Genomic DNA, 26,296 nt, shown 5'->3' with positions numbered 1-26,296 from the left:
CCGGCGCCTCGGGATCAGACCGCGACGATGCGCGGTTGGTTCGGCTGCGCGGGTTTGCGCTTGAGCGTCTTTTCCAGGCGTCGGCTGTCCGACATCTTCAGCAGCAGGAAGGGCACCAGGAACGAGCCCGCCGTGTAGGGCGTGAAATAGTCGATCTCGACGGTGGAGCGCACCAGAAAGAGCAGCGACAGCCCTGCACACATGATCGCACCACCGGTCGCGTGGCGGTTCATCATCACCCGGATGGGAAACACCAGAAGCGACAGCGTCAACAGGCCCATAATCGCCACCCCGAGCATGCCGAGCCCGACATAGGCCTCGATCAACGTGTTGTGGAAATGAAACCCGGTGCGTCCCGTGATGTAGAATTCGCGCCACAATTCCTCGGCCGGGGGGTGGTCGTGGATCCAGAACGCGTTGTAGCCCAAGCCGAGAAAGGGGTTCTCGCCGCCAATGGTGATGCCCCGGTTCCACAGGTAGGTCCGCCCTGTCAGGGTCGGATCCTTGTTGAACGCGCTCAGGATGGCATCGAAGGCGCCCAGCTGCACGGCCGACAGCGCGATCGCCAGCCCCAGTGCCATCAGGACCAGGATCGTCAGGCGGCGCAATGCCTCGGGCAGGGCGAACAGGCCCCGCGCGATGAAGACGATGCCGATGGCGAAGAGAAGGGTCAACACCGAGGTCGCGGAATCCGACATCAGCAACACCTGCGCTGCAAAAAGCCCGATGAGAGCCGCCAGCAGACGCAGGCCCCAGATCGCGCGAAAAATGATGCCGACACCGATTGCGAACAGGATCGTCAGCGACGCGAAATAGCCCAGCTGGTTCTTCGATCCGAAGGCGCCGACGAAGGTATAGGTCCCGTCGACCACGTCATAGGCGGATGAGCCGTTGAACCACGAGTAGAGCAGGACCAGCAGGCCACCGAGCAATCCGCCGACCATGAGATTGGACACCGAGACCAGCCGTGCCGCGACAAGCCCGCAGAACACGGTGGTTCCGTACTGGATACCGGCCCGCATCGTCGTGGACGGGGCCTGCGACCAGAACATCGACAGCGTCGCCACGAAGGGGATCAGCAGAAGCACGATGACAAGCCCGCTCTGGCGCAGCAGCAATTGCGGCCGCAAGAGGAACGCGGGCAACCAGAAGCCATAGAACATCAGGACCGAGATCGGCCCGAAAATGACGGAATAGGCAAACACCATCATCGACAGGGCTATCGCCGGGATCATCGTGATCGCGTTCCTGTCGGGATCGAGATATCGGCCGGGATCAATTTGCATCGGCGCTCTTGTCCGGTCGTTCAAAGGCCGCCGGGTGGCGCAGGGCGCGTATCCTGTCAACGATGCGGTCCCGAAGCTGCGGCTTCATCAGGATGAGCGGCAACCAGGCATAGAGTTTCGATGCCTGGGGCCGGTACCGGATTGCCTTGAGGACAGACCGCGCGGCACGCCATCTTGCCAACCCGCCTTCCTCTGCGCGACGGCGGGCGGATTCCAGGAGGAATTCATGTTCGACCGACGCGGCCCGCATGTCGCGCGCGTATCGTTGGTGGAACATGTCCCGCGCCGCGTTGTTGGCCACAAGGTTGCGCGACCGGCGCAGACCGGCGGTGTCTGTGTCCTTGCCATCGTAATAGCTTGCCAGGGTTTCGGGCACGAAATCGACCTCCCAGAAGCGCGTGATGCGGAGCCACATCTCGAAATCCTCGATTGCCGGAAAGCTCGTGTCGAACCCGCCGACCATGTCGAAAACCTCGCGGCGAAACAGGCCCGTTGATGGCAGGCCGTGAAGCAGGTTCTTTTCCAGCATCGCTTCGAAAACCGGACCACGCGCCACGGGGGGCCATCGATCCCGCGTGTCGGGGGCGCGGTTCTCGATCCCGCAATAAAGGATGCCGACCCTTGGCGAGGCGGCCTGCATGGCAGCGACCTGGCGTTCAAGCTTGTCGGGCCGCCACAGATCGTCGGAATCGAGAAAGGCGACAAGCGGCGCGCGGGCCTCTGCAAGCCCGCGGTTGCGCGCGGCGGCCACGCCTTGATTGACGCTCTGGCGCACGATCCGCAGGCGGGTGTCGGTCACCGCGCGCAGGCGTTCGACGGTGTCGTCCGTCGAGGCGTCATCGACGACGATCAGTTCGAGATCGCGAAAGCTCTGCTCCAGCACACTGTTGACGGCGCGCAGGGCAATCTCTGCCCGGTTCCATGTCGGGATCACCACCGACACCGCAGGCGATGTGGCAAGGATGGGCCGCGGCAGGGTGTCCGCCGACGGTCGGATCGTCTGATCGCAGATCGGCAGCCCGGCGCTGCGCGCCTTGGCGGCGCGCCGGCGAGGCAGGGCGTAAAGAGCGCCATCGGCCCATGTGCGCAGATCCCCGAATTCCGACGGGCAGCTGTCCTTCACGTCCTTGTAGGCAAGGCGCAGTTCGTTTGCGTAGAACGGCGTGCGATGCTCCTCTTCCAGCATGCCGGTGATGCGGTCCAGCACCCTGAGCCGCGACTGCACACCCTTGCGGGTCGATCTGCCGCCGCTGACCGTTGCGGTTTCCCCCGGCAGCCGTCTGTAGAAGGCCGCGCCGGTCCTCGTCAGCACCAGCCGGTTGCCGCGCACGAGGCCGCGCATCATGATGTCGCCATCCTGGTTGACGGCCAGGTCTTCGTCCCAGCCGCCGGAGCGTTCGTAGGCTGCCCGCGACCACAGCACGGCGCAGGGCGGATGATACCACCCCGAGAGCCAGGCTTGCAGATCGTCATGCTCGGGGCGCCGGGGCGGGCAGGACGCCGGCCGGGGCAACCAGACGGCGCCATTGACCTGTTCATAGCGATACCACGGCGTCAAAGCGATCTGGCCGGGATGGGCCGACAGGCAGCCGGCCAGCGCGGCAAGACTGTCAGGCGCGATCAGGTCATCGGCATCCATGAACATCAGCGCGTCACCCGAAGCCTCGGCGACCCCCGTCTTGCGGGCGCGGGCCGCACCGCCGTTGGGTACGCGCAGCACCCGCACCGGCGCCCCGAACGACTCGGCGATCTCGGCGCTTTCATCGTCGGAGCCGTCATCGACCACGATGATTTCATGCGGCAGGACGGTCTGGTTCAAGAGCGACCGCAGCGCCACGCCGATCCAGTCCGCCGCGTTGTAGCAGGGCATGATGACCGAGACACGCATCACGATACCTGCGCGGCCAGAACGCGGTCGAGCACCCCGATCACGCTGTCGGGATCGACCGTCAGGTCTTTTTCAAGCGCGTGCCCGCGCCCGGTGGCCTGCGCATCGATCAGCCAGTAGCGATGGCCCATCGCGGCGGCCAGAGCATAGAAATTCGGATTCGGATAATCCGGGTCGGCCAGTTCCACGATGTCGGCGCCCTCGGGGCAGAACATCATGTTGGTCAGTCCGGCCCCGTGCGGTGCCACGATGATCGAGGTCTGCTGCATCAGGCGCACCTGTTCCGGAAAATCCAGGTCCTCCATGAAGACCCGTTGGAACCCCAGCGCCTCGAGCCTTGGCCACAGCGCATCCTCGTTCAACAGTTTCCGACCGCGCGCACGGGCGCGGCTGATGAACACACGCGCCGACGGACCGTCCGGGTCATGCCGGGCGCAGGCCTCGCGCACGGGGCGCAGCAGGCGCGGATCGAACCGGTCGGTGACAGGTACCGTCAACCGGTCAACCTCGAGCACCGTACCGGTCTCGTATTGCAGCATCTTCGTGGGGTCGATGCCGATCATCGCCAGAGACGCATCCATCGCGGCGCTGCGCTGTGCCGGCATGATCGTGCGATCCAGCAGCCCCAATTTCTTGAGCAGCAGCAATTTCGGCAGATGCGCCGTCAGCCAGTGCGAATGATTGTCGTACACCCGTTCGAGAAACCAGACCGCGTCCGAGACCTGCATCCTTGGCACGGATCGGCGCATCAGCTCGGCGTGGCCGGGCCGGAACCGCACCTGCGGGAATTCGACAGCCCGGTTGCGCGCGTCGAGGATGGCCGGTGTGAAATTCCGTTTCGGTCCGTCGAGAAACGACAGGACGCGCACATTCGACAGGGTCGCAAGGGCAATCGCGGCGCTTCTGCGGGTCGGCACATCGCGCATCGAATAGCCCCACCAGCCCGCATCCGGGTTCAGCGCGGCGCAATCCTCGATATTGGCCGGCAGGAAGTTGGCTCGGGTTTCCTCGGGCTCCAGGATCTCGAAATCGCCTGCCTGGCCAAACTCGGCGACATGGGTTTGTGGCGAGATGTGCGGGATCGGCCGCCATCCGAACAGCGCCGGGGGCACGCCAAGCGAGATGAGCCGCTGGGGGAACCGTTTGCGCTGCCAGTGCAACCAACCGAGGACGGAGTCCAGACGCCCGCGGAACAGCGGCGCGGGACGGGGGGCGTGAACGGGATCGGTCATTCCGGCCTCCTTGCGGCCTTGCCGCCCAGACGCGCGCGCGCGGATCCCGACGCGAGCGCAGAACGGACCCGGTGCGTCAGGAACCCGGTACTCCACGCGAAATGCATGACCATGGCCGCAGGTCCGGCCAAGGCGACGGCCGGATCGCCGGCCCGCAGCGCCGCGATGGCGCCATAGACCAGGCAGATGGTGGCCCAGAGCAGCGCAGGCAGGCCCAGGAGCAGCCATTCGACCGCGAGCGGCGCGAGGATCAAGCCGATGAGCGCCTGAAACACTGCCGGGGCGACGGCCAGTGGCGCCATCTGGCGCAGGCGCAGCCGCACGCGGTGTTTCTCGACCGTCATCGCCCGACCGCGCCCATATGCGAAATACTGCCGGAACAGCGCCTCCGGCGTGCGCCGGGGCACATATTCGAGATCGGTGCGACCGGTCAGCCAGATCCGGTGCCCGGCCTTGCGGAGCCGGTGGTCGAGTTCGGCGTCCTCGTTGTGGCTTTGCCCGGCATCATAGCCGCCGACGTCACTGAAGGCGTCCACCCGCATGATTGCGTGGTGCCCGTGTTCGACGAACCGGTTGACGCCGGCGCCGGTGCGATGCGCCGATCCGCCCGTGCCAAGAAAACTGTTCTGTGCCGCAGCCACACCGGTCGAGAACCCGCCTTTCGGCACGGTCCGCATCGCCACGGTGACCGAGGCGCTGTCAGTTGCACGGATCTCGTCGAGCAGGACCCGGCAGTAGCCGGGCGGGTAGGCGGCATGGGCATCCGCGCGCAGCAGGAAGTCCGCATCCCGCGCTTCGGTCTGTACGGCCCTGTTGATCCCGGCGCTCTGGATGCGGGCGTCGTTGTGCATCAGGGTCACGGTCTCGTTGCGCGCGGCATAGCGCCGGACAACCTCGCGGGTGCCGTCGGTGCTGCCGCCATCGGCGACCACCAGCCGCGTGTCGCGCGGGGCATCTTCAAGAAGCGTGTCCATCACCGTCTCGATCCAGTCGACTTCGTTCAGTGTGGGGACGACGATCAGGACACGGTCGGTCTGTGCGCTATGTTCCATACCCGGTCTCGCTGATGGATCGGAGGGTCGCCGGGGAAGGTACCGTCAGGGCGCTGACAAGCGTGCGGCATTCCTCGACATCGGTGGCCCATGTCGATCGGGGCACCGCTTCAAGCTGCGCGATCTGCTCGGTGTAATGCTCGGGCTGAAACGTCTTGAAGACTTCGAGAAGAAGGTCGGGACTCGTGTCCTTCAACAGCACACCAGCACCGATCCGGCTCAGGAAGCGTCCGGTCTCGTTGTCTTGCAGGGCAATCGGTACGGTGTTGTGAAAGGCGCTTTCATAAAGCCGGTTCGGCAGCAGCCAGCGCGAATTGCCCTCTTCCTCGTAATAGTCGATGCACCAGGAATAATGCACCTCGCCGTAGATCCTCGGCAAGTCGCGGGTGGCATCGTAAGGCCCCTCGAAGCGGATATGCGACAGTCCCGCCAGTTCCCGATCGAGATCGGGAAAGATCGCCGGGGACGGGCGCCCGCGCAGGATGATCTCGATCTCTCCGCCACCAATACGGGCCAGTTCCTTCAGCACGTCCAGCGAACGGCGGCAGCGCAGGTTTCCGAACCATCCGATCCGCCATGGTGGGCCGGGGAAGGTATGCACCGCATGTACCATGGCGGTGTCTTCGAACGCGGTCACCTTGTTTTCGACCACGAGCGAACGTCCCGCAAAGACGCCCTTGTCGAGATGGTTTTCGACGAAGGCCGGGGAACTGGTGATCACCAGTTCAACGTCCCGGCCGGCAAGCGCCTCGATCCTGCGGATGGCGCGGCCCGCAACGCTTTGCTCGGTCAGCAAGCGGTGAATATCAAGGCATTCATAGACCAGCCGGGGCTTCGGCACCAGGCGTCGCGCCAGCAGCGCCGCGATGGTCAGCATTTCGAGGTTCCGCGCGATCAGCACGTCACAGCCCTGCATGTACCGTTTCAGCGCGCCCATGCGGAAGGACAGCACCTGCAGAACCGACAGGCCGCGCTGCACAAGCCGCCCGTCACGCGTGCGGCCCAGACCAAGCACGCAGCCCAGCGGCAGACGCGCCTTGGACACCGTGCCACGGATGAAGCCCGCGACCCGAACGGTGCCGCCGCCCGCCTTGAGCATCTTCACCCGGCGCGCCACGGCCGGGTCGGAAAGATCATGCGCGAGGATGCCCACGGTGGTCACGACATCGCTCCGCAAAGGGCCGGGCGCGAAATGCGGGATTGCGAGACCGTGTCAGGGCGTGCGGATGCAGCAGGCGCTACTTCAGCCAGAAACTGCTTTCTCGGGAAACCGGTTTCGCCGGTTTCTGCTGTCGTGACGGCGATTGCTTGCTCAGATACGCTGCCTCGATCAGGGAGCCGACGAGATAGCCGATTTGCAGGAACACAAGGGACAGGACAAAATCTACCGTCGAAGGCCCGCGTTCGGGCGCCATGACCCAGAGACCCAACGTCAGCAGCACAAATCCCACAAGCAGCGCCGCAAACCCCGGTAGCCGAAGCACCAGTCCCATCAGGGCGCCAGCGAGAAACGCCAGCACGATAATGGCGGCCAGACCCAAGATCGCGGTTGTCCTTTCTGTGCGCCGAACCATTTTCGGCCCTTCCGCGATACGAAACGTAGGGGCCCTCCGTAAAGGGACAATCTGATTTCGCAGGAATAATTTTAGCCATGGTCACACTCTTGTCGGTCTTTTCACTCCGGATTAACGCAGGGCCGATCCGGGTTTATTACGGTGGAACGTGGCGTCACATGCGCCGCCGCTCCCAATCCAGCGCATGCCCCACGATCGTATCGATGTCCTGATGGCGGGGCGTCCAACCCAGCTGATCCCGCAGCCTGTCGGCGCGCGCGATCAGTTCGCCGACATCGCCGGGGCGCCTGTCGCTTTCGATCACGTCGATCCGCGCATTGCTCTTGCTCTCGACGGCCTGCAGAACTTCGCGCACCGAGAATCCACGCCCGTAGCCGCAGTTCAGCGTCAGGGAATCGCCGCCCCGGCGCAGATGGTCCAGCATCAGCAGATGCGCTTCGATCAGATCGGTGACGTGGATGTAATCGCGCACTCCGGTGCCGTCATGTGTCGGCCAGTCGGTTCCGAACACCTTGACGTTGTCGCGCTGACCTGTGGCCGCTTCGCAGGCGACCTTGATCAGGTGCGATGCATTCGGGGTCGACTGTCCGGTGCGGCCTTCCGGATCGGCGCCCGCGACATTGAAATAGCGCAGCACACCCGCCCGGACCTGTCCGGCAGAGGCGCCGTCCGCGATCATCCGTTCAGTCATCAGCTTGGACGCGCCGTAAGGCGACGCCGGGTCGATCAGATCGCTTTCGCCGACGGCGGACTTGGCGCCGGGCTTGTAGACTGCCGCGGTCGAGGAAAACACGATGCGCTCGGTGCCCGCGCCGGTCATCGCCTCGAGCAGATTGAGCGAATTGGCGGTGTTGTTGCGATAATAGGCGAGGGGGTTGCCCACGGATTCAGGCACCGATGTCGAACCTGCGAAATGCAGCACATCGGTGATGTCATGGGCATCGAAGATTCCGTCGAGCACGCGGCGGTCCTGAAGGCTCGCCTCGAAGAGCGTGACCTTCGGCGGAATGGCATCCCGATTGCCGGTGACCAGGTTGTCGATCACGATGACGTCTTCCTGCTGATCAAGAAGCGCCCAGACCATGTGGCTACCGATGTAGCCGCAGCCGCCGGTGACGAGAACAGACATTCCGACTCTCCTTTGGAACCTTCAACGCCGGATCAACCCGTCAGGCATTGAGCGGTTCCGAGGAAAGTCGTCCGGTTCCGGAAATCAGCGCGACATAGCGCCGTTCCGCCTTTGCGACCGAAAATTCCGAGGCTCTCTCGCGGGCGCTGTGACCGGCTGTTTGCAGGTCGAAATCGCGAAAGACCCGGAGCAGGGCATCGGACAGGGCCGACACGTTTTCGGGCGGAATGCAAACGCCGGTCGCTTCTGTCGCGATCTCAGTGACCCCGCCGACATCCGCGGCGACGAAAGGCAGGCCGGTTGCCATCGCTTCCAGCAAGGCGATGGGAAAGCCTTCGCTGCGCGATGGCATCACGAAAAGGTCGGCCTTGTGATATTCCGCGCGCAGCCCGTCGCGATCCAGAAACCCGGTGAAGGTGATGCGGTCCTGCAGTCCGGCAGCGCTCGCCTGTTGCTCAAGCTCGGCGCGCTGCGACCCGTCTCCGACTATCACCAGGCGCAGATCGGGCAACGCCCGGCTGATCCGCGCAAAGCTCTCGATCAAAAGGTCGAACCCTTTCACCGGCTCCAGCCGACCGGCACACAGCATTGTCTTTCCGGGCTTTTTCGGTTCGGGCGACGGGTGCCAGAAATCCGGGTCGATGCCGTTGAAGACCAGATGCACATTCTTCATGTCGACGCCGGAAACCGCCTCCAGCGCGCCCAGCATATGGCGCGAGACTACGGTGCAGGCGTCGGCCCGGGCCAGGATGGCGGGCAAAAGCTCTGCGGTTTGCGGATCCGGCAACAACAGGTCGCTGCCGTGAAAGGACAGGATCAGCCGATAGCCGAACAGCCGTTTGAACAGCGCGAAATACCAGGTCTCGGCTGTGATGAAATGCACGTTGACGACCGTCGGGCGATGCCGGGCCAGCAGCGCGAACAGCCGCAGCGCCGAGGGCAGGTGCAAGCGGCGGCGCGTACCCGGTCGAAGGTAAAGCGGACAATCATCGGCGCGCAGTTCCGTGACCGGAAGGCCGCTGTCCCGGCACGCGGCCATGACGCCCTGGAACACGGCCTCGACACCACCGGGGCGGGATGGATCCGTGATCGTATAGGCCAGGCAACGCTGGGTCACGTCACCTCCGCAACCGCCGCCAGATGGGGCCCGCGATGCGACTTTTCGGCCCATGGCCCACCGAAATCCAGCGTGTCATTTTCCTCAAGCTGCGCGGGGCGCGCTTGTGCCGTCCGTCGCGTCGCCTGCCAGACAGCCGAGGTGAAGCCGGCTGCGCCCACCGCGTGCCGAAGGCTGTGCCGCTGTAGCCCGTCGCGGATGCGCCAGATCGCACCGCGCGCGATGGCACGACCGATTTCCGATGCCACCGGTGATGTGGAGGCAAAGGACCGCACGTGCCGTTGAAGCGTGACCGGGATCGGCGCCTGGATCGAGAACTTTCCGGACATGAAGCGACGACAGATGTCGCGCTCGACCTCTGTCAGCCTGGTTTTGGGTTTCACCTGCGCGGCCTGGTGCAGATCTGCAAAGGCGGTGTCCCAATCGTCGTGGCGCGCATACACGCAGGCCCGCTGGATATGGGCGGCGCGGAGCACAAGCTTTGCATCGGGGCTTGCGAACATCTGCTGATAGGTCGCGAGCGGGATGGTGTCATAGACCATGTCGAAGATGGCGCGGTCGTTCTGCTGCCAGACCTCGACGGACTTTTCGGCACTGTGCCGCTTGGCGGCCGGACCCCGATCTCCGTCATGCTGGCGTTGCAGGAAGATCGGCTGATCCACGATCGCGATCGGACCCAGCGCGGCCAGCCGCAGCGCCATCTCGTAGTCGACCGAACGGGGCAGATCCTCTCGAAACGGCCCGACACGGTCGAAGGCGGCACGCCGGACAAGGGTTGCGTTCTGGAACACGAACATGTCCTCGAGCAGATGCCGCAAGACCGATCCCGTCGACAGGTCCGGCCAATAGCCGGGCCCGTCTTCGATCCGGGTGCCGGTGTCGGGGTCGTTGGAGAAGCGTCGGTAATGGCCAGCCGCAGCCACCAGTCCGGGATCGGCATCAAGCCGTTCCGCAAGCGTCTGCGCGGCATGGGGCAGGGCAAGGTCATCGTCATCGCACACCCATATATAGGCACCCGAGGCCCGCTGCAGCGCCCGGTTCAGTGACCGCGACTTGCCGCCGTTTTCGGCCCGTACATATCGCACCAAGGGGCGCTTTCCGGCAAGATCGACCACGCGACCAGTCGGTGTGTCGTCGGGCTCGAAAACCGCATTCCACCGCCGGGCGATGTCTGCCGTATGATCCGTGGACCCGTCGTCCCAGATGAGGATCTCCTCCAAGGGCTGCGATTGCGCGGTCAGGGCGGCAAGGCATTCATCCAGAAACGCGGCACGGTTGAAGGTCGGGACAATCGCCGAGACTGTAGACTTCATTCTGAACCCCGCAAGCTGTCGGCCCGATCAATCTTCGACCCGCTCGTTTTGCTGGTCAACGCAGCCGGCGACGGAATTGTTCATGATGCTTCGGAGAAATTTCGCACAAAACCGCGAGACCGTGCCCGCCGTGGAAGGACGCCCATGCAGGCGTTGGTAGCTGCTTTGTCTGCAATGTGAAGTATGCGCCGTAACTATCGGAAATAATGAAAGGTTAGCCATTTTACAGATGGCGATTATCAACTTTTGGCCATCAGCAGGCCTTGGGGTTGTTCTCCAACGGCGGGACAAGCCAACGCTTTCGGCGCCAAGATCAGGAGAAGGGAACGGCGTCCCAGTGTTGAACCTCCTTGCAACGCCACGGTTTTATGAGGAAATTGCACTTCGTTTGTGAATCCACCCGTGAACAAAAAAAACGTATAATCAGTATTATGTAATAAAGTTCGGCAAGTAAAACTGGACATTCCGACCTGCCGCACATTACACACGCCGCAATGAATTTAAACATGCCAAGTTATGACACCTGAACAGAATTCTGATCTTCTTGACCTGACCCACTCCAGCAGCATCGAGGAACTCTGGGACCTGCATTGTCGGCGCATGGCGCGTTTCGGCTTTGATCGGTTGCTGTATGGCTTCACCCGGTTTCGCACCGCGACCTCGCTTGGCGATCCGAACGATTTCATCGTCCTGTCGAATATCGGCAGCGACTACGTCGAGACCTTCGTCCAGAACGGTCTGTATCGGTCGGCGCCCATGGTGCGTTGGGCGCTGAAAAACGACGGCGCGGCAAGCTGGACCGTGCTCGAGCGCATGTTGCAGAGCGGAACGGTCACCACGGCCGAACGACGCATTCTCGAGTTCAACGCACAGCACGGGATCACTGCGGGCTTTTCCATCAGCTTCCGCAGCCTGTCGGACCGCGCCAAGGGCGCCATTGCGCTGATTGCCGGGCCCGGAGTGTCACAGGCCGAGGTCGATGCCACGTGGGCGCAATCGGGTGAGTTGATCCAGTTGATGAACAACATCGTGCATCTCAAGATTCTCACCCTGCCCCATACGCCGCCCAACCAGGCGCTGACAAGACGCCAGCGCGAGGCCCTGGAATGGGTTGGCGGAGGCAAGACGACACAGGATATCGCCACCATCATGGGCCTGACCTCGGCGACGGTGGAAAAGCATTTGCGCCTTGCGCGCGAAGCGCTCAATGTGGACACGACGGCGCAGGCGGTTCTCAAAGCTGCACTGCAGAATCAGATGTTCGTCACTGACGCCTGATATTTGACCACGACACTGTTTTCGATGTGGAAACAGTGCGCTGAAAACTTACGAACTGTCGATAAGCCAGCCAAACTGCGTGAAAAAACTGTGAGGTCAGGAAATCCTGACTTCCTTGACTTCGCGTAAAGTGGCAAGCTGTACATGTTCCGTGAGTGGTGGCAATTACGGCCTAGGAACAAGGGACCCGCATCCCCGATATTACCAGGGCTCTGCGGGTTCCGCTCGAATATGGGACGCGATGGTGGCAGGGCCTTTCCCGGGGCCGCTGCGCCGCGAGACGCCGCCCCCAACACGGTGGTCTTGAGTGTCTCCCAAGGAAACGGCGCCACCCATTAGGCGGCGCCGTTTTTTCGTCGGATACTCAGCCCTGAGCGGCCTTGGCGACTTCGGCGGCGAAGTCTTCCTCGATCTTCTCGATGCCTTCGCCGACTTCAAGCCGCACATAGCTCGTGATCTCGACACCGGCTTCCTTGGCCGCGGCTTCGACGGTCAGGTCCGGATTGATCACGAAGGACTGGCCCAGCAGGGTAACTTCGCTGAGGAACTTCTTCATCCGGCCTTCGATCATCTTTTCGATCACCTGCTCGGGCTTGCCCGACTCGCGTGCGATGTCGATCTGGACCTGACGCTCCTTTTCGATCACCGCCGGGTCGAGGTCGGCCGAAGAAAGCGATGCCGGGTTCACCGCCGCAATATGCATTGCGACCTGTTTGCCGAAGGTTTCGTTTTCGCCGGACAGTGCAACCAGGACACCGATCTTGCCCATGCCGTCGGTCGCGGCATTGTGGACGTAGGATACGACCTGCGTGCCCTCGACGGTCGCCATGCGACGCAGCGACATGTTCTCGCCGATGGTGGCGATCTTGTCGGTGATGGTGGCTTCGACGGTCTTGCCGCCGATGTCCTTGGATTTCAGATCCTCGAGGCTGTCAGCGGTGAGGGCGGCGCCTGCAATGGCATCCACCATGCCCTGGAAGTCCGCGTTCTTGCCGACGAAGTCGGTCTCCGAGTTCACCTCGACGGCAACGCCCTTGCCACCTTCGACCTTGACGGCCACAAGCCCTTCGGCCGCCGTGCGGTCGGATTTCTTGGCGGCCTTGGCCAGACCCTTGGTGCGCAGCCAGTCAACCGCGGCGTCCATGTTGCCATCGGTTTCCACCAGCGCCTTCTTGGCATCCATCATGCCCGCGCCGGTCATTTCGCGCAGTTCTTTCACAAGTGCTGCTGTGATCGCCATCTTGGCTCTCCTCAAATCTGTGTCGGTTTGCGAGGCAGATATGCCCGCCCCGCATCACATTAAAATGAAGGCTCAGCCTTCCTTGTTCTCGAGCTCGTACGGCGCGTCTTTTGCCATGTTGACCTCTTCGACCGCCTTGTCCGACGCTCCGCCGATCGGCATGTCCGAAGACACCGCCTCTTCGACAGGCGCGTCTTCGAGCGCCCCAAGGTCGACACCGGCCGCACCCATCTGGGCGGTCATGCCGTCAAGTGCGGCACGCGAGACCAGGTCGCAATAGAGGCTGATGGCGCGGGCCGCGTCATCGTTGCCGGGGATGATGTAATCGACACCGTCGGGCGAACAGTTGGTGTCGACCACGGCCACGACCGGAATGCCCAGCTTGTTGGCTTCGGCCACGGCCAGCGCTTCTTTCTTGACGTCGATGACGAACAGCAGATCCGGCACGCCGCCCATTTCGCGGATACCGCCCAGCGAAGCCTGCAGTTTGCCCTGCTCGCGCTCCATGCCAAGACGTTCTTTCTTGGTCAGGCCCTCGGCGCCGGATTCCATCTGCTCATCGATGTTCTTGAGGCGCTGGATCGACTTGGACACGGTCTGCCAGTTGGTCAGCGTGCCGCCGAGCCAGCGGTGGTTCATGTAATACTGTGCGCATTTGTCGGCGGCGTCGGCGATCGGCTGCTGGGCCTGGCGCTTGGTGCCGACGAACAGGATGCGGCCGTTCTTGGCGACGGTCTCGCGGATCACGTTCAATGCCGCGTCGAGCATCGGAACGGTCTGCGTGAGGTCCATGATGTGGATGCCGTTGCGCGCGCCATAGATGAACTCGCCCATGCGGGGGTTCCAACGCTGCGTCTGGTGGCCGAAGTGCACGCCGGCTTCAAGCAGCTGGCGCAATGTGAACTCTGGAAGAGCCATTGTCGTTTCCTTTCCGGTTTCAATCCTAGGGCGGGGGTATCAGCCATCTGGCCAACCGGTGGACGTTCAGGGATGTCTCCCCCAAAGGCCCGACCCCACCTGTGGTGTCAGTGGCGCGCGTATAACGGCGCATCGACGCCTGTGCAAGCCCTTGAACGCGAAAGCGCCAAGGTGCTTCGAAGCACCTTGTTCAAATCGCTTTCAAAGCGATTTTGCGCGATTTTCGAAAATCGCGGGACCAAGCCCGTTCGAACGGGCTTGCCGACGCTACAGGAATACCCGTTCCACGAACCAATAGGCACCCACCAGGGCAATCGCCGCCGAAGCCGGAACCGCCACGATCCGGCGGTAGGCGTCCAGGTGATCGACCAGCGTGGCCGATACCGCGCAAAGCACCGACAGCGCGGCCAACGGCCAGAAGAACACCATCGCCGACGCGCCCATGACCTCCTGGAATGTGGCCGTGTTCAGGGCAAAGCCCAAGGCGACGAAGACCACGGCAAGCACGCCGTAGAGGCCTTGGGCCGGGGCGACATTCGCCTCGCCCCGATCGACGCGGATGGCGTACCACACAAGGATGAACGCGATCGCAATGACGGTAAGCTGTCCGAACTCGACGCCGATGTTGAACCCGATCAACGCCGGGATCACCTGCCCCTCCGGCAGGCCGAATTCGCCGAGCACCGAGGCAAAGCCCAGCCCGTGCAACAGGCCGAAGCCGAAGATCACGACGGGCCGCCATCGGTGCAGCTTGTCCGACACGATGTTTTCCACCGCGACATAGACGATGGAGGCGGCAATCAGCGGCTCGACGATGCTTGCCGGCACCGTCACGATGCCGAGAACCGCCATCGCCAGTGTTACGGTATGAGCCAGCGTGAAGGACGTCACCTGCCACAGCAGCGGGGCAAAGCGGGTGGACAGGAAGAACAGCCCGAGCACGAAGAGGATATGGTCCAGCCCTTTGGGCAGAATGTGGTCGAAGCCCACCGGGATATAGGTGGCCAGGGTCGCCCAGCCACCGGCTTCGTCGCCGCCGCCAAGCTGGATGGCGTCGCTGCTCTGGCCGCCTTCGAGATAGCCGGTATACGGGTCGTCTACCCCCTGCTGCCGCAGAACCAGCGCGCCATAGGCCGCGGGCCAGGTCAGGCTGATCGTTTCGGCGCCTGCGGGCAGCGGGCCGTTCAGGGTCAGCACCGTGTCGCGCGGCAGGTCGGTGTTGCCCAGTTCGGCGACGTCGATCCCGGTGACCGTCAGGTCCACACTGTCACCGCCCGCCGTCACATCCAGGCTGTCGACAAAGCCCGACATGCGCGGTTCGAGTTCGGATCGGAGCGCCTCCGGTTCCAGCGCGCGCAGGCGGTCAAGTTCGTCCGAGTCGGCAAGCGCGTTGGTGTCGTCGATGCCATCGAGACTGACCTCGGCGGCAAGAGCCTCGCCGTTCAGCGTGACCGTCAGTTCGACCTGCCCGTCCACCACTTCGAGATCGCCGATGGCCGGGCGCACCTCATGCGCGCTGGCACATGTCGCCGCCACCATCAAACACAGGCCGATCCAGATCGCTTTCATCGCGCTACCTCTTTCAAACTCTGTTCAAGACTGATGTGACCGCGCCCGAAATCAAGCATCGGATCAAATTCAGTTGCGCGGCGCCGTTTGATTACAGCGCCGTCATGCCATCCCGAAATCGGCGCATGTTGGCCTGGTAGCCAAGCGCGCTCTTGCGCAGCCCGTCGATAGCCGCGTCGTCCAAGCTCCGCACCACCTTGCCCGGGACCCCCATGACAAGCGATCCATCCGGGATCTCCTTGCCTTCGGTGATCAATGCCCCTGCCCCGATCAGGCAGTTGCGACCGATCTTCGCGCCGTTCAGCACCGTGGCCCCCATGCCGATCAGGGAATTGTCGCCGATCGTGCAGCCATGCAGCATCACCTTGTGACCGATGGTGCAGCCCTGCCCGATGGTCAGCGGATAGCCCATGTCGGTGTGCAGCACGCAGTTTTCCTGGATATTGCTGCCCGCGCCGACGGTGACCGTCTCGTTGTCTCCGCGCAGGGTCGAACAGAACCAGACGCTGGCGGCGTCTTCGATCACCACCCGGCCGATGAGATTGGCATCCGGGGCGATCCATGTATCCTTGGCCAGTTCGGGGGCCGTGCCGTCCAGAGCGTAGAGCGTCATGTCAGTTCCTCGAATTCCTGTTGCAGCTTGCGCACGTGATCCATGAGGCCCGGTTGCTGCAGGCGGCGCAGCCGCGTCGCGGTCACGATGGTTTTCAGATTGTCGAACGTTGCATCCAGATCGTCATTGACCAGCACGAAATCGTAGCTGCCCCAATGGCTGATCTCGTCCCAGCTTTTCAGCATCCGCTTGCCGATCGTGTCGGCGCTGTCCTGTCCGCGCTCCTCCAGGCGGCGGCGCAGTTCGGCAATCGACGGCGGCAGGATGAAGATCGACAGCGTGTGCGGCCCCAGCGACGAATTGACGATCTGCTGCGCGCCCTGCCAGTCGATGTCGAAGAGCACGTCATGTCCCGTGTCGATGGCGTCCTGCACCGGGGCGCGGGGGCTGCCGTAGAAATTGCCGAAGACATGCGCGTGTTCAAGCATGTCGCCGTTGTTCACGTCCCGCTTGAAGCTGTCTTCGCCAAGGAAATGGTAATGCTCGCCGTCCACCTCTCCGGGGCGCGGAGCGCGGGTGGTGGCCGAGACCGAAAAGCTCAGACTGTCATCCCAGTCCAGCAGGCGCCGCGACAGGGTCGATTTGCCCGCGCCCGAGGGCGATGACAGGATGATCAGCAATCCGCGGCGGTTGATCATGTCTCACTCCACATTCTGAACCTGCTCGCGCATCTGTTCGATCACCGATTTCAACTCGAGTCCCACCGCCGTCAGAGGCGCGGATTGCGCCTTTGAACACAGGGTATTGGCCTCGCGGTTGAATTCCTGCATCAGGAAATCGAGCTTGCGGCCCACCGCGCCCTCGGTCTGCAAGAGCGCGCGCGCGGCTTCGACATGCGCGCGCAGCCGGTCGATCTCCTCGGTCACGTCGGCCTTGACCGCGATCAGCGCCAGTTCCTGCGCAACACGCTGTTCATCGACGCTGTCCTGTGTCTCCATCACCCGCGCCAGTGCGGCGCGCATCCGCTCGGCCTGTTCGTCCTTGCGGGTCTCGGCCACCTTGGCAGACTGTGTCACCAGGTCGGTGATCTGGTCCAGCTGGCTGGTCAGCACATCGACCAGGGCCGCGCCTTCGCTGCGCCGCGAAGCCACGAAGCTCGCCAGAACCGGTTCGAAATCGGTCAGCAGCGTCGCGCGCACCGCAGCCGGGTCGGATTGCTGCTGCGGCACATCCATGACACCGCGCAGGGCGATCAGATCCGCCGCGGAGGACGCGGTCAGGGACAGCCCGCGCATCATCGCCTCGGATTCGATCCTGAGCATCGCGCGCAGCACCCGGTCAAGCTGGGCCTCGTTGAGATCCTGCGCCGCGTCGGCGCCGTTCGACGCGAGGCGCAGCGATACCGTCACGCTGCCCCGCGCCAGGGTTTTGGTGATCCGCGTCCGCAACGCCTGTTCCAGGCCGTCGATCCAGTCCGGCACCCGGACCCGGATATCCAGGCCACGCGCGTTTACGCTGCGCAGGTCCCAGGACCAGCCCAGGCCAAGCGCCTCTCCCTGCCCCGAGGCGAAGCCGGTCATGGATTGCCGCATGTCGTCACCCTCCGTCCCCTGCGTTGTCCGTGGGTTACGCTGTGCGGGGAAACGATGCAAGCCGGGCCGCCCACAGTCTTCGCGCATCATTCGGCAAGCGCCGGGTTAACCATTTGGTAAGATCCGGGGCAGGAATGCGGCGAAAATGTGGTACCAACCGCTTGGGTGGTACGGATGGGAGTGGACGAGATGCAATGCATATCGCTGACACGGGAAACGCTGCGGCTGCACGGGCATCGCGCGCTGCAATTGCTGGACGCCTATTGGCACGGGCTAGCGCTACGGGGCGGTGTTCCGCATTGGTCCGCGGTCGATCCCAAGGCGTTCCAGGATGCGCTGGAATATGCGTTCATGGCGGACTGCGTCGGAAAACCCCACGCCCGGTTGCGCGTCGCGGGCGGCGCGGTGTCCAGCGTTGTCGGAGGCGACCTGCGGGGGCTGCCCCTGTCGGTGTTTTTTGGCCCCCGCGTGCGGCCAAGGTTTCAGGCCGCGCTGGCACAGGTGATCACGGGCGGCTGTCCCGCGGACCTGACGTTGAGCGCACCGCAGGCAGGCGCCACCGGCCGCATGGTGCTTTATCCGCTGGTCGATGACCAGGGACAGGTGACGCAGGTGCTTGGCGGGCTGATCGTTGGGGGTGATGCGGGTCCCGCGCCCCGTCGCTACAACATCGACCACATACGCCATGGCGCGACGCCGCAAAGACCGCGCCCTGCCCCGGCCCTTCGCGGTCCGGCCTTGCGGCTTGTGGTGGACAATGGCTGAGATGTGGTCAGGGCATGGCCCGGATCACACCGTGCCGGCAAAACTGGCGATCACGTAGAAGATCACCGCTGACAAGGCGGCGGCGGCGGGAACCGTGATGATCCACGCCGCGATGATCGTCATGAAATGCGACCGGCGGACCAGCTTCCGGCGCCGCCGTTCCTCGGGGGCGAATGCCGGTCGGTCGGGCATCTTGAGCCGGGCCTTGCGAATGCGCCTCTCCGCGTCCCATTCCCGGAAGAACCCGACGCCGAACACGCCGCCCACCGCGATATGGGTCGAACTGACCGGCAGGCCCAGCCAACTGGCCACGATCACGGTGATCGCCGCCGACAGCGCGACGCAATAGGCCCGCATCGGATTGAGCTTCGTGATCTGGTTGCCCACCATCCGGATCAGCTTGGGGCCGAACAGGAACAGGCCGAAGGAAATCCCGAAGGCCCCGATCACCATGACCCAGAAGGGAATACTGACGGCTTCGGTGAAATTGCCCGATTGCGAGGCTTGCACGATCGCTGCCAGCGGCCCGACCGCGTTGGCGACGTCGTTGGCGCCATGGGCAAAGCTCAGAAGGGCGGCCGAAACGACCAGCGGGACACCGAACAGCACCTTGAGGGACTTGTTGCGGTTCTCCAGCCCTTCGGATTGCTTGCGGATGAGCGGGATCATCACGATCCAGACGACGGCAGCCACCGCAACCCCGAGCAGCAATGCCATGGACAGGTCGATGCTGATCAGCCTTTTGAGGCCCTTCAAGGCCAGGTAGGCAGTAAACGCTCCGGCCATGATGGCGACCAGGATCGGCACCCAGACGCGCGCGGCAGCGATCTTGTCGTCGCGATAGATGATCCGCGACTTGATCAGCCAAAGGAACAGCGCCGCGATGACCCCACCCAGAACCGGGGAGATCACCCAACTGGCGGCGATGGCGCTCATCGTGGGCCAGTTCACGGCGGCGAACCCGGCGGCTGAGATGCCCGCGCCCATGACGCCGCCGACCACCGAATGCGTGGTCGACACGGGCGCGCCGACCCATGTGGCCAGGTTCACCCAAAGCGCCGCAGACAAGAGTGCGGCCATCATCGCCCAGATGAAGGTTGCCGCGTTGCCCATGCTTTCGGGCGCGATGATGCCCTTTGCGATCGTCGAGACCACATCGCCGCCCGCGATCAGCGCGCCGGCGCTTTCGAATACTACGGCAATGGCGATCGCTCCGCCCATCGTCAGGGCGTTCGCTCCGACCGCCGGGCCCATGTTGTTGGCAACGTCATTGGCCCCGATATTGAGCGCCATGTAAGCCCCGAGACAGGCCGCGACGACGACGATCAGCGCATTGTTCGTCTGGCCGAACAGCACCAGCGCCGCAAGGCCCGCAAGCACGACGAAGACAAGCGAAATCCCCGGCCCGACCATGGGCCGTGCGATATAGGCCGTGGCCCCTTCCAGTTTGGAAAACCGCTCAAGATCGCGATCCAGTGTTTCGAGATGGCGTGGATCGCCGTGGTGGTCTGTCATACCGCCCCCTGGTGTGGCGGGGCCCTTAAAGCCCCCTGACAGGCAGATCAATCGCGGATCGGCACGCCCGCGAATTCTTTCTGGCTGGCGAAAATCAACTGCAATTCCTCTTCGTCCACCATGTCCGCCGCAGCCTCGGCGGTAACCCAGGTGCGGGTCCGCTCTGCCTTTTCGGGATATGTTTGGGCCATATCCGTGACGGCCACCGCATAGACCAGTGTTTCGATGGGATAGGCCCAGCCCGTGTCCTGCCGCTTCTGGTAGGTGTAGCTGCCGATCGGTTGGGCACTCACCTTGCCTTCGCGCACGCCGGCCTCTTCCCAGGCTTCCTGCAACGCGGTCTCGTTGGACTTGAGACCCCGGATCGGCCAGCCCTTGGGAATGATCCAGCGTTTCGTTTCCCGGCTGGTGATCAGCAGGTATTCACGCGCATCCCCGTGGCCACGATGGCACAGCGCCGCAAGCTGCAATGCCTTGGGCCTTTGCAGCATCGGGTACAGAAACTCCTGCCATGCTTTCTGAAGCATCATGTTCATGATTTTACCGCTCTTTTTTTTGTATCTTATTATGTGCAGCCGAAAGTTACAAATCAGCCCACAAGCGGCGGTCCATTGACGACCCGTCCCATGGGTCGTTTCGGACGCGTTCGGCGTGGCGATCAGTCCGCAACGCCTCACGTCGGCTCAGTCCGAAAACCGCAGCTTGCCAAGAAGATACGCGTATTCGACCCACAAAGTTCCGAGGAGTTCCGGGGCTGTTCGGACGACCGTACCACAAACGACAAAGGGCGGACCGCTGGCCCGCCCCCTGCACATTGTTCCAGATCGGATCAGCCCGCCTTTGCGGCCAGCTGCGCCTCGCGCCGCGCGGTCAACTCTTCGGCCACGAGGAACGCCAGTTCCAGCGATTGGGAGGCGTTGAGACGCGGGTCGCACGCCGTGTGGTAGCGGTCGCTCAGGTTTTCCTCGCTCACCGCCCGGACACCTCCGGTGCATTCGGTCACATCCTGCCCGGTCATCTCGAAATGCACACCGCCGGGGACCGTGCCTTCGGCATTGTGCACCGCGAAGAATTCCTTGACCTCGCGCAGGACCGCCTCGAACGGGCGAGTCTTGTAGCCGGTGGATGACTTGATCGTGTTGCCATGCATCGGATCGCAGACCCAGGTCACGTTGGCGCCTTCCTCGGCCACGGTCTTGATCAGGCGGGGCAGATGCTCGTTCACCTTGCCCGCGCCGAACCGTGCGATCAGCGTCAGCTTGCCCGCTTCGTTTTCCGGGTTCAGCTTGGCCATCAGCACCTTGAGGTCTTCGGGTGTCGTGGTCGGACCGCACTTGAGCCCCACCGGGTTCAGCACGCCGCGCGCGAATTCCACATGCGCGCCATCGGGCTGCCGCGTGCGGTCGCCGATCCAGATCATGTGACCCGAGCCCGCCAGCCACTTGCCGGATGTCGAATCCTGACGGGTCAGCGCCTCTTCGTATTCCAGCAGCAGCGATTCATGGCTGGTGTAGAAATCCACCGTCTGCAACGTGTGCGCGCGGTCGCTGTCGACACCGGCGGCCTTGATGAAATCCAGCGTGTCGCTGATCCGGTTCGCCATGTCGCGGTACTTTTCGGATTCCTCGCGGTCGGTAAAGCCCAGCGTCCATTGGTGCACCTGGTGCACATCGGCATAGCCGCCGGTCGAGAACGCCCGCAGCAGGTTCAGCGTGGCCGCCGCCTGCGTGTAGGCCTGAAGCATCTTGGCCGGGTCGGGGATGCGCGCTTCGGGTGTGAAGGGCAGATCGTTGATGATGTCGCCGCGGTAGCTGGGCAGCTCCACGCCGTTCACCACTTCGGTCGGTGCGCTGCGCGGCTTGGCGAACTGGCCGGCCATGCGCCCCACCTTGACCACCGGAACCTTGGCGCCGAAGGTCAGCACCATCGCCATCTGCAACATCACCTTGAACGTGTCGCGGATGCCGTTTGCGCTGAACTGGTCGAACGCCTCGGCGCAATCGCCGCCCTGAAGCAGGAACGCCTCGCCACGCGATGCGGCCCCCAGTTCCTTCTTGAGCTTGCGCGCCTCGCCGGCAAAAACCAGCGGCGGATATTTGGAAAGCTGGGCTTCGACGGCCTCCAGCTTTGCGGTATCCGTATAGTCAGGCATCTGCACCCGCGGTTTCGCGCGCCAGCCTGATTTTTGCCACTCGGTCATTGTCTCTACTCCGGTCATCCAGGTAAGTTAGCGTTAGCGGCCCTGCTATAGCGAATTCACTTTACGCTGACCAGTGACGAATTGGCCGCGGAACCTTGACCCGGGCCCCATCTTCTGACCTTTTGGCCGGCAACGTGCCGAAATGCACTTGGAAAGCCCTGACTTTATGTTGCCTACACGCCAGACCGTAGAACTCGACCACGTCCCGAGCCGGCCGCGCCGGTTCGTCTTCGTGTTGATGCCGGAATTTACCATGCTTTGCTTTGCCGCCGCGGTGGAATCGCTGCGCATCGCCAATCGCATGGCCAATCGCAAGCTGTATGACTGGACGATCATCGCCGAGGGTGGCGAGGAAGTGACCTGTTCGGCCGGTGTCGCCTTCCGCGTCGATGGCGATTTGTCCGAACTGAACCGCGATGACATCGTGCTGATGTGCGGCGGCATCGACGTTCAGAAGGCGACGACGAAACGCGTGATCAACTGGCTGCGCCGCGAGGCGCGCCGCGGGCTGGCCATCGGCGGGCTGTGCACCGCGGCCTACACGCTGGCCACGGCGGGCCTTCTGGACGGCAAGCGCGCGACGATCCACTGGGAGAACCAGGACAGCTTTTCCGAGGAATTTCCCGAGGTGCACCTGACCAAGTCGATCTTCGTGGTCGACGGCAGTCGCATCACCACCGCCGGCGGCACCGCATCGGTTGACCTGATGCTCAAGATCATCGCCGACGATCACGGCGAGGAACTGGCCGGCGCGGTGGCCGATCAGCTGATCTACAACTCGATCCGCACCGATCAGGACACCCAGCGCCTGTCGGTGCCGACGCGCATCGGCGTGCGCCATCCCAAGCTGTCCAAGGTGATCCAGATGATGGAGCAGAATATCGAGGAACCGATCAGCCCGTCGATTCTTGCCCAGCAGGTCGGAATGTCGACGCGCCAGCTCGAGCGCCTGTTCCGGCGCTACCTGAGCCGCAGCCCGAAGCGATACTACATGGAACTGCGCCTGCAAAAGGCCCGCAACCTGCTGATGCAGACCGACATGAGCGTGATCAACGTGGCGCTGGCCTGCGGCTTTGCCTCGCCATCGCATTTCTCGAAATGCTACCGCGCGCATTACGAAACCACGCCCTACCGTGAACGCGGCGCTCACGCCTCGCGGCTGTCGGTGTGAAAACGGGTACCCTCGCGTGCGCCATTCGGACCTGACGGCATAGACCGGGCGGTGCCCCGTTTGCGCCTGGTTTCGAGCATGGTTTCCAGGGTCGCCGAGGGGTAGATTCACACCGTTTTCACTACAGCAAGACTTCGCCGTTTTCGGGCGGGCGTGGCATCCATTTCTTCGGCCATTTACGATCTGTGATATCGTCGAGATGCGCCAAACGTTCTTTCAGCGCGGCTTTTTTCAACCCTGCATTTTACGGAGAAATTACCATGGAAGTTTCGTCCTTTGAGTTGATCTACAAACCCCAATCTCCTGTCGGCGCGGCGGATACCGTGCTTCAGGGTTATTTTCTCAACATCACCAACCTCGAAGACGTGCCCCTGCGTTTTTCGCTCAGTTTCGTCACCTCGTCGGTGAGCGATCCCGACCGCAGCCTGTTCAACAACACGACCGCGTTCATCGACACGGCGAATTCGAACAACACGGCGGCCTCGCTGCTGGGCAGCCTGACATCGTCGAGCTTTACCCTCAGCCCTACCGTGGTGATCGCGCCCAACGAGACGGCCAAGATCGCCCTGCTTCCCAGCGATCCCTTCCCCGTCGCCGTCACCCCGGCGAATTTCGAGGCCCGCGGATACGTTCGGTTGCGCCTCCCGCCGAACTTCAGGTTCTCGTTCCCGGGCGGGCTTTCGGTGGAACCGCAGCTTGACCGCCCCGCGCGCGTCCTGCTCACGCCGCAGAACCGGGCGACCTACCTGGACTCGACCGGCGTCATCAACGACCAGACGCAGTCCAGCCTGCCGACCGGATCGGGCGCTGCCCTCGCCGAGATCGAGCCGGAGACCGGCTTCTTCTTCAATCCCGGCCTGATCGCCACGCAGTTGAAGGAGATCGGCGAGATCGACAATTTCGATTTCGACGAGCGCGACCTGGCGATGATGCTGGCGGCGCTGCCCGCATCGGGTGTCGACTTCAAAGATGTGAACGCGGTCCTCAAGGATGCGGGCATCGGCATGGCGCTCGAGTCTCGCAAGACCTGACCTGCGGTCTGATCATCCGGCGCCGGCCTGTTGGCATCATCTGACCAAGGCGTTCCCGAACGCCTTGGTTCTTTTCTGCGACCTCGATGGGGCCGCTTGAGAGCACGGCCGCCTGATGGACCCAATCGGCACCCGCCTGCGTTCGATCCGTGAACGTGGAATGGGAGAGACGCCATGACAGATTTCGTGCGCTGGGGCATCATCGGGGTGGCGCAGATCGCCAAGGACCAGATGGCCTTTGCGATCAACGCAGCGCGGGGCGGCGCGCTGACCGCCGTCGCGACATCCTCCGAACTCGAGAAAGCCGCGCCGCTCCAACAGTTTGCGCCGAACATCCGGGCAATGCAGGGATATGACGCGCTTATTTCGGACCCTGACATCGACGCGGTCTATATCCCCTTGCCGAACCATCTTCACGTCGAATGGGCCATCCGGGCCGCGCGTGCCGGCAAGCACGTGTTGTGCGAAAAACCCATTGCGCTGGAACTTCAGGACATCGACCGGCTCATCGCCGCGCGGCAGGAGACAGGCGTCGAACTGGCCGAAGCCTGGATGATCGCCCACCACCCGCAATGGGCCAAGCTGCGCGAGCTGATCCAGTCCGGGGCCGTTGGCGCGGTGCACCGCGTCGATGCAAGTTTCAGCGCACCGCTGACCGATCCGACCGACTTTCGCAACCAGCGCCCCGGAGGTGGCGCGCTGCGCGACCTGGGGCCCTACGTTCTGGGTGCGGCACGGCTTGCCACCGGGCAGGAACCCGAGACGGTGATAGACGCCACCATAGACTGGGAGAACGGCGTTGACGCGACCGTTCAGGCCACGGTGCGTTTCCCGTCCTTTCTGCTGAGCGCATATATGTCCATGCGCGGCGCGCTCTGGCAGGACATGACGCTGACAGGGGCGGATGCCAGCCTGCGCTTGCCGGTGCCGTTCAACCCGCTTGGCCTTGGCGAAGCCAGGGTCGAGTTGCACGCAGAGCAGTCGATGCAGCAATGGCGATATCCCGAAGAGAACCAGTACGTGATGCAGGTCGAAGCCTTCAACCAGGCCATCCGCAAAGAGCGCGATTTCCCCTGCCCGCTTGAATATGTCCGCGGCACGCAAAAGCTGGTCGACGCCGTCTACGACGCTGCTCTCCCCGACGCGCCATGACTCTGGTACGCAGTCGACAGAGGTGCGGGATTGTGATTTCCGGCGCTCTGGAAGCTTGAACCAGAGCGCCGGACCGAATGTCAGAGGGGGGCGCTATGCGATGAAATCATAGACCCCGGTGCTGGCAGTGAGCACCGCAACCTCTTCTGGAAGATGGAAGATCTCCTGATCGAAGGACCTTTCTTCCTCGACCCAGATCTCCGCGCCGTTCGACGTCAGATTGTCATACCGCATGACCGCGGTATTCGTGCCCAGTTCGGTCTGCATGTCTGCAAGCAGCGCCACGTTCTCGCGATCGGCGAACGTGATGTCGGTGCGTCGTTCCCCCGCGGAGGTCAGAGCAACGTCGATCAAGTCCGTGGTCCCGAACTGCATGGCGATCCAGTCGAAGGATTCCGGAACATGCCCGTCCTGAAGGTTCTCTTCTTCCTGCATGCGGACGTTGAAGCCTGTGCTCGTGACATCGTCGATCCGTTCGGTGACTGCGTGGACGCCGTTATAGGACGACACCTGCCCGAACACGGCTGGCGGCTCCTCAAAGCCTGTCAGCGAAACCGCCGCTTCGTCATAGTTCACCAGGTTGGTCCTGCCGGCGCTCACGATCTGCCCTGAGGCAAGGGTATGGGTGCCCTCGGACATGGCCATCCACGAGATCGTCTCGAGGCCATGTGCGCCATCGAGATATTGCCACTCCTCGATCTGGAACTCGAAGCCTTCGTCG

The 26,296-nt window shown here is 63.3% G+C and carries 23 protein-coding genes and 1 pseudogene; 5 read left to right on the top strand and 19 right to left on the bottom strand.

Annotated elements, in window-relative coordinates; translation table 11 throughout:
* Window positions 1-14 precede the first annotated feature (14 nt).
* The 9 genes from LCF60_RS08225 to LCF60_RS08185 all read right to left on the bottom strand — a co-directional run bounded on the left by LCF60_RS08225 (window position 15) and on the right by LCF60_RS08185 (window position 10,591).
* Window positions 15-1,286, bottom strand: a complete 1,272-nt coding sequence (locus LCF60_RS08225) for an O-antigen ligase (protein ID WP_292291019.1) — start codon at window positions 1,284-1,286, stop codon at window positions 15-17.
* Window positions 1,276-3,174, bottom strand: coding sequence for a glycosyltransferase family 2 protein (locus LCF60_RS08220; protein WP_292291018.1), 1,899 nt, complete (start codon window positions 3,172-3,174; stop codon window positions 1,276-1,278). Before LCF60_RS08220 ends, LCF60_RS08225 begins: the two co-directional genes overlap by 11 nt.
* Entirely contained in the window at window positions 3,174-4,406 is a 1,233-nt protein-coding gene (locus tag LCF60_RS08215; protein WP_292291017.1) for a glycosyltransferase family 61 protein, read from the bottom strand. Before LCF60_RS08215 ends, LCF60_RS08220 begins: the two co-directional genes overlap by 1 nt.
* Window positions 4,403-5,458, bottom strand: a complete 1,056-nt coding sequence (locus LCF60_RS08210) for a glycosyltransferase family 2 protein (protein WP_292291016.1) — start codon at window positions 5,456-5,458, stop codon at window positions 4,403-4,405. The genes LCF60_RS08215 and LCF60_RS08210 overlap by 4 nt, the downstream gene beginning before the upstream one ends.
* Window positions 5,448-6,620 carry a glycosyltransferase gene (locus LCF60_RS08205; protein WP_292291015.1) on the bottom strand — a complete coding sequence of 391 codons (1,173 nt, stop codon included), beginning with the start codon at window positions 6,618-6,620 and terminating at the stop codon, window positions 5,448-5,450. Before LCF60_RS08205 ends, LCF60_RS08210 begins: the two co-directional genes overlap by 11 nt.
* A 76-nt stretch (window positions 6,621-6,696) precedes the next feature.
* Entirely contained in the window at window positions 6,697-7,032 is a 336-nt protein-coding gene (locus LCF60_RS08200; protein ID WP_292291014.1) for a hypothetical protein, read from the bottom strand.
* Window positions 7,033-7,186: 154 nt separating this feature from the next.
* Window positions 7,187-8,161, bottom strand: a complete 975-nt coding sequence (gene galE, locus LCF60_RS08195; RefSeq protein ID WP_292291013.1) for a UDP-glucose 4-epimerase GalE — start codon at window positions 8,159-8,161, stop codon at window positions 7,187-7,189.
* A 40-nt stretch (window positions 8,162-8,201) separates the two neighbouring features.
* Window positions 8,202-9,278 (bottom strand): glycosyltransferase family 4 protein, encoded by a 1,077-nt coding sequence (locus tag LCF60_RS08190; RefSeq protein ID WP_292291012.1) that lies wholly within the window; start codon window positions 9,276-9,278, stop codon window positions 8,202-8,204.
* Window positions 9,275-10,591: a glycosyltransferase gene (locus LCF60_RS08185; RefSeq protein WP_292291011.1), complete on the bottom strand. Its 1,317-nt coding sequence runs from the start codon at window positions 10,589-10,591 to the stop codon at window positions 9,275-9,277. Before LCF60_RS08185 ends, LCF60_RS08190 begins: the two co-directional genes overlap by 4 nt.
* A gap of 516 nt (window positions 10,592-11,107) precedes the next feature.
* On the opposite strand from LCF60_RS08185, the gene LCF60_RS08180 reads away from it, so the two are divergent.
* A complete protein-coding gene (locus LCF60_RS08180; protein WP_292291010.1) occupies window positions 11,108-11,869 on the top strand; it encodes a LuxR family transcriptional regulator in 762 nt (253 codons plus the stop codon).
* Window positions 11,870-12,233: 364 nt separating this feature from the next.
* On the opposite strand, the gene tsf is transcribed toward LCF60_RS08180, so the two are convergent.
* From tsf to LCF60_RS08150, 6 genes are all read right to left on the bottom strand, one after another.
* Window positions 12,234-13,109, bottom strand: a complete 876-nt coding sequence (gene tsf, locus LCF60_RS08175) for a translation elongation factor Ts (protein ID WP_292291009.1) — start codon at window positions 13,107-13,109, stop codon at window positions 12,234-12,236.
* A 72-nt stretch (window positions 13,110-13,181) separates the two neighbouring features.
* Window positions 13,182-14,027 (bottom strand): 30S ribosomal protein S2, encoded by an 846-nt coding sequence (gene rpsB / locus LCF60_RS08170; RefSeq protein ID WP_292291008.1) that lies wholly within the window; start codon window positions 14,025-14,027, stop codon window positions 13,182-13,184.
* 267 nt (window positions 14,028-14,294) lie between these two features.
* Window positions 14,295-15,596 (bottom strand): HupE/UreJ family protein, encoded by a 1,302-nt coding sequence (locus tag LCF60_RS08165; protein ID WP_292291007.1) that lies wholly within the window; start codon window positions 15,594-15,596, stop codon window positions 14,295-14,297.
* Between the two features lie 91 nt (window positions 15,597-15,687).
* Window positions 15,688-16,209: a gamma carbonic anhydrase family protein gene (locus tag LCF60_RS08160; protein ID WP_292291005.1), complete on the bottom strand. Its 522-nt coding sequence runs from the start codon at window positions 16,207-16,209 to the stop codon at window positions 15,688-15,690.
* Complete coding sequence (gene gmk, locus LCF60_RS08155; protein ID WP_292291004.1) at window positions 16,206-16,847, bottom strand: guanylate kinase; 642 nt, start codon at window positions 16,845-16,847, stop codon at window positions 16,206-16,208. Before gmk ends, LCF60_RS08160 begins: the two co-directional genes overlap by 4 nt.
* Window positions 16,848-16,850: 3 nt before the next feature.
* Window positions 16,851-17,741, bottom strand: coding sequence for a YicC/YloC family endoribonuclease (locus LCF60_RS08150; RefSeq protein ID WP_292291003.1), 891 nt, complete (start codon window positions 17,739-17,741; stop codon window positions 16,851-16,853).
* A 189-nt stretch (window positions 17,742-17,930) separates the two neighbouring features.
* On the opposite strand from LCF60_RS08150, the gene LCF60_RS08145 reads away from it, so the two are divergent.
* Window positions 17,931-18,506 (top strand): PAS domain-containing protein, encoded by a 576-nt coding sequence (locus tag LCF60_RS08145; protein WP_292291002.1) that lies wholly within the window; start codon window positions 17,931-17,933, stop codon window positions 18,504-18,506.
* A gap of 24 nt (window positions 18,507-18,530) precedes the next feature.
* On the opposite strand, the gene LCF60_RS08140 is transcribed toward LCF60_RS08145, so the two are convergent.
* The 3 genes from LCF60_RS08140 to LCF60_RS08130 all read right to left on the bottom strand — a co-directional run bounded on the left by LCF60_RS08140 (window position 18,531) and on the right by LCF60_RS08130 (window position 22,221).
* Window positions 18,531-20,021 carry an inorganic phosphate transporter gene (locus LCF60_RS08140; RefSeq protein ID WP_292291000.1) on the bottom strand — a complete coding sequence of 497 codons (1,491 nt, stop codon included), beginning with the start codon at window positions 20,019-20,021 and terminating at the stop codon, window positions 18,531-18,533.
* A 47-nt stretch (window positions 20,022-20,068) separates the two neighbouring features.
* Entirely contained in the window at window positions 20,069-20,557 is a 489-nt protein-coding gene (locus LCF60_RS08135; protein ID WP_292290998.1) for an NUDIX hydrolase, read from the bottom strand.
* A 293-nt stretch (window positions 20,558-20,850) separates the two neighbouring features.
* Entirely contained in the window at window positions 20,851-22,221 is a 1,371-nt protein-coding gene (locus LCF60_RS08130; protein WP_292290997.1) for a class II 3-deoxy-7-phosphoheptulonate synthase, read from the bottom strand.
* Window positions 22,222-22,387: 166 nt separating this feature from the next.
* Between LCF60_RS08130 and LCF60_RS08125 the strand changes: the two genes are divergently transcribed.
* The 3 genes from LCF60_RS08125 (at window position 22,388) to LCF60_RS08115 (ending at window position 25,575) form a co-directional block, all read left to right on the top strand.
* Complete coding sequence (locus tag LCF60_RS08125) at window positions 22,388-23,392, top strand: GlxA family transcriptional regulator (RefSeq protein WP_292290995.1); 1,005 nt, start codon at window positions 22,388-22,390, stop codon at window positions 23,390-23,392.
* Between the two features lie 260 nt (window positions 23,393-23,652).
* On the top strand, window positions 23,653-24,423 hold the full coding sequence (locus tag LCF60_RS08120; RefSeq protein WP_292290993.1) for a hypothetical protein: 771 nt from the start codon (window positions 23,653-23,655) through the stop codon (window positions 24,421-24,423).
* Window positions 24,424-24,597: 174 nt separating this feature from the next.
* Complete coding sequence (locus LCF60_RS08115; RefSeq protein ID WP_292290992.1) at window positions 24,598-25,575, top strand: Gfo/Idh/MocA family oxidoreductase; 978 nt, start codon at window positions 24,598-24,600, stop codon at window positions 25,573-25,575.
* 93 nt (window positions 25,576-25,668) lie between these two features.
* Here the strand turns inward: LCF60_RS08115 and LCF60_RS08110 are convergent.
* Window positions 25,669-26,296, bottom strand: a pseudogene (locus LCF60_RS08110) (hypothetical protein); the annotation flags it as partial.

It is taken from the genome of Marivita sp. (assembly GCF_020055635.1).
Lineage (GTDB): Bacteria > Pseudomonadota > Alphaproteobacteria > Rhodobacterales > Rhodobacteraceae > Marivita.
This window is presented reverse-complemented; position numbering and strand designations above follow the sequence as displayed.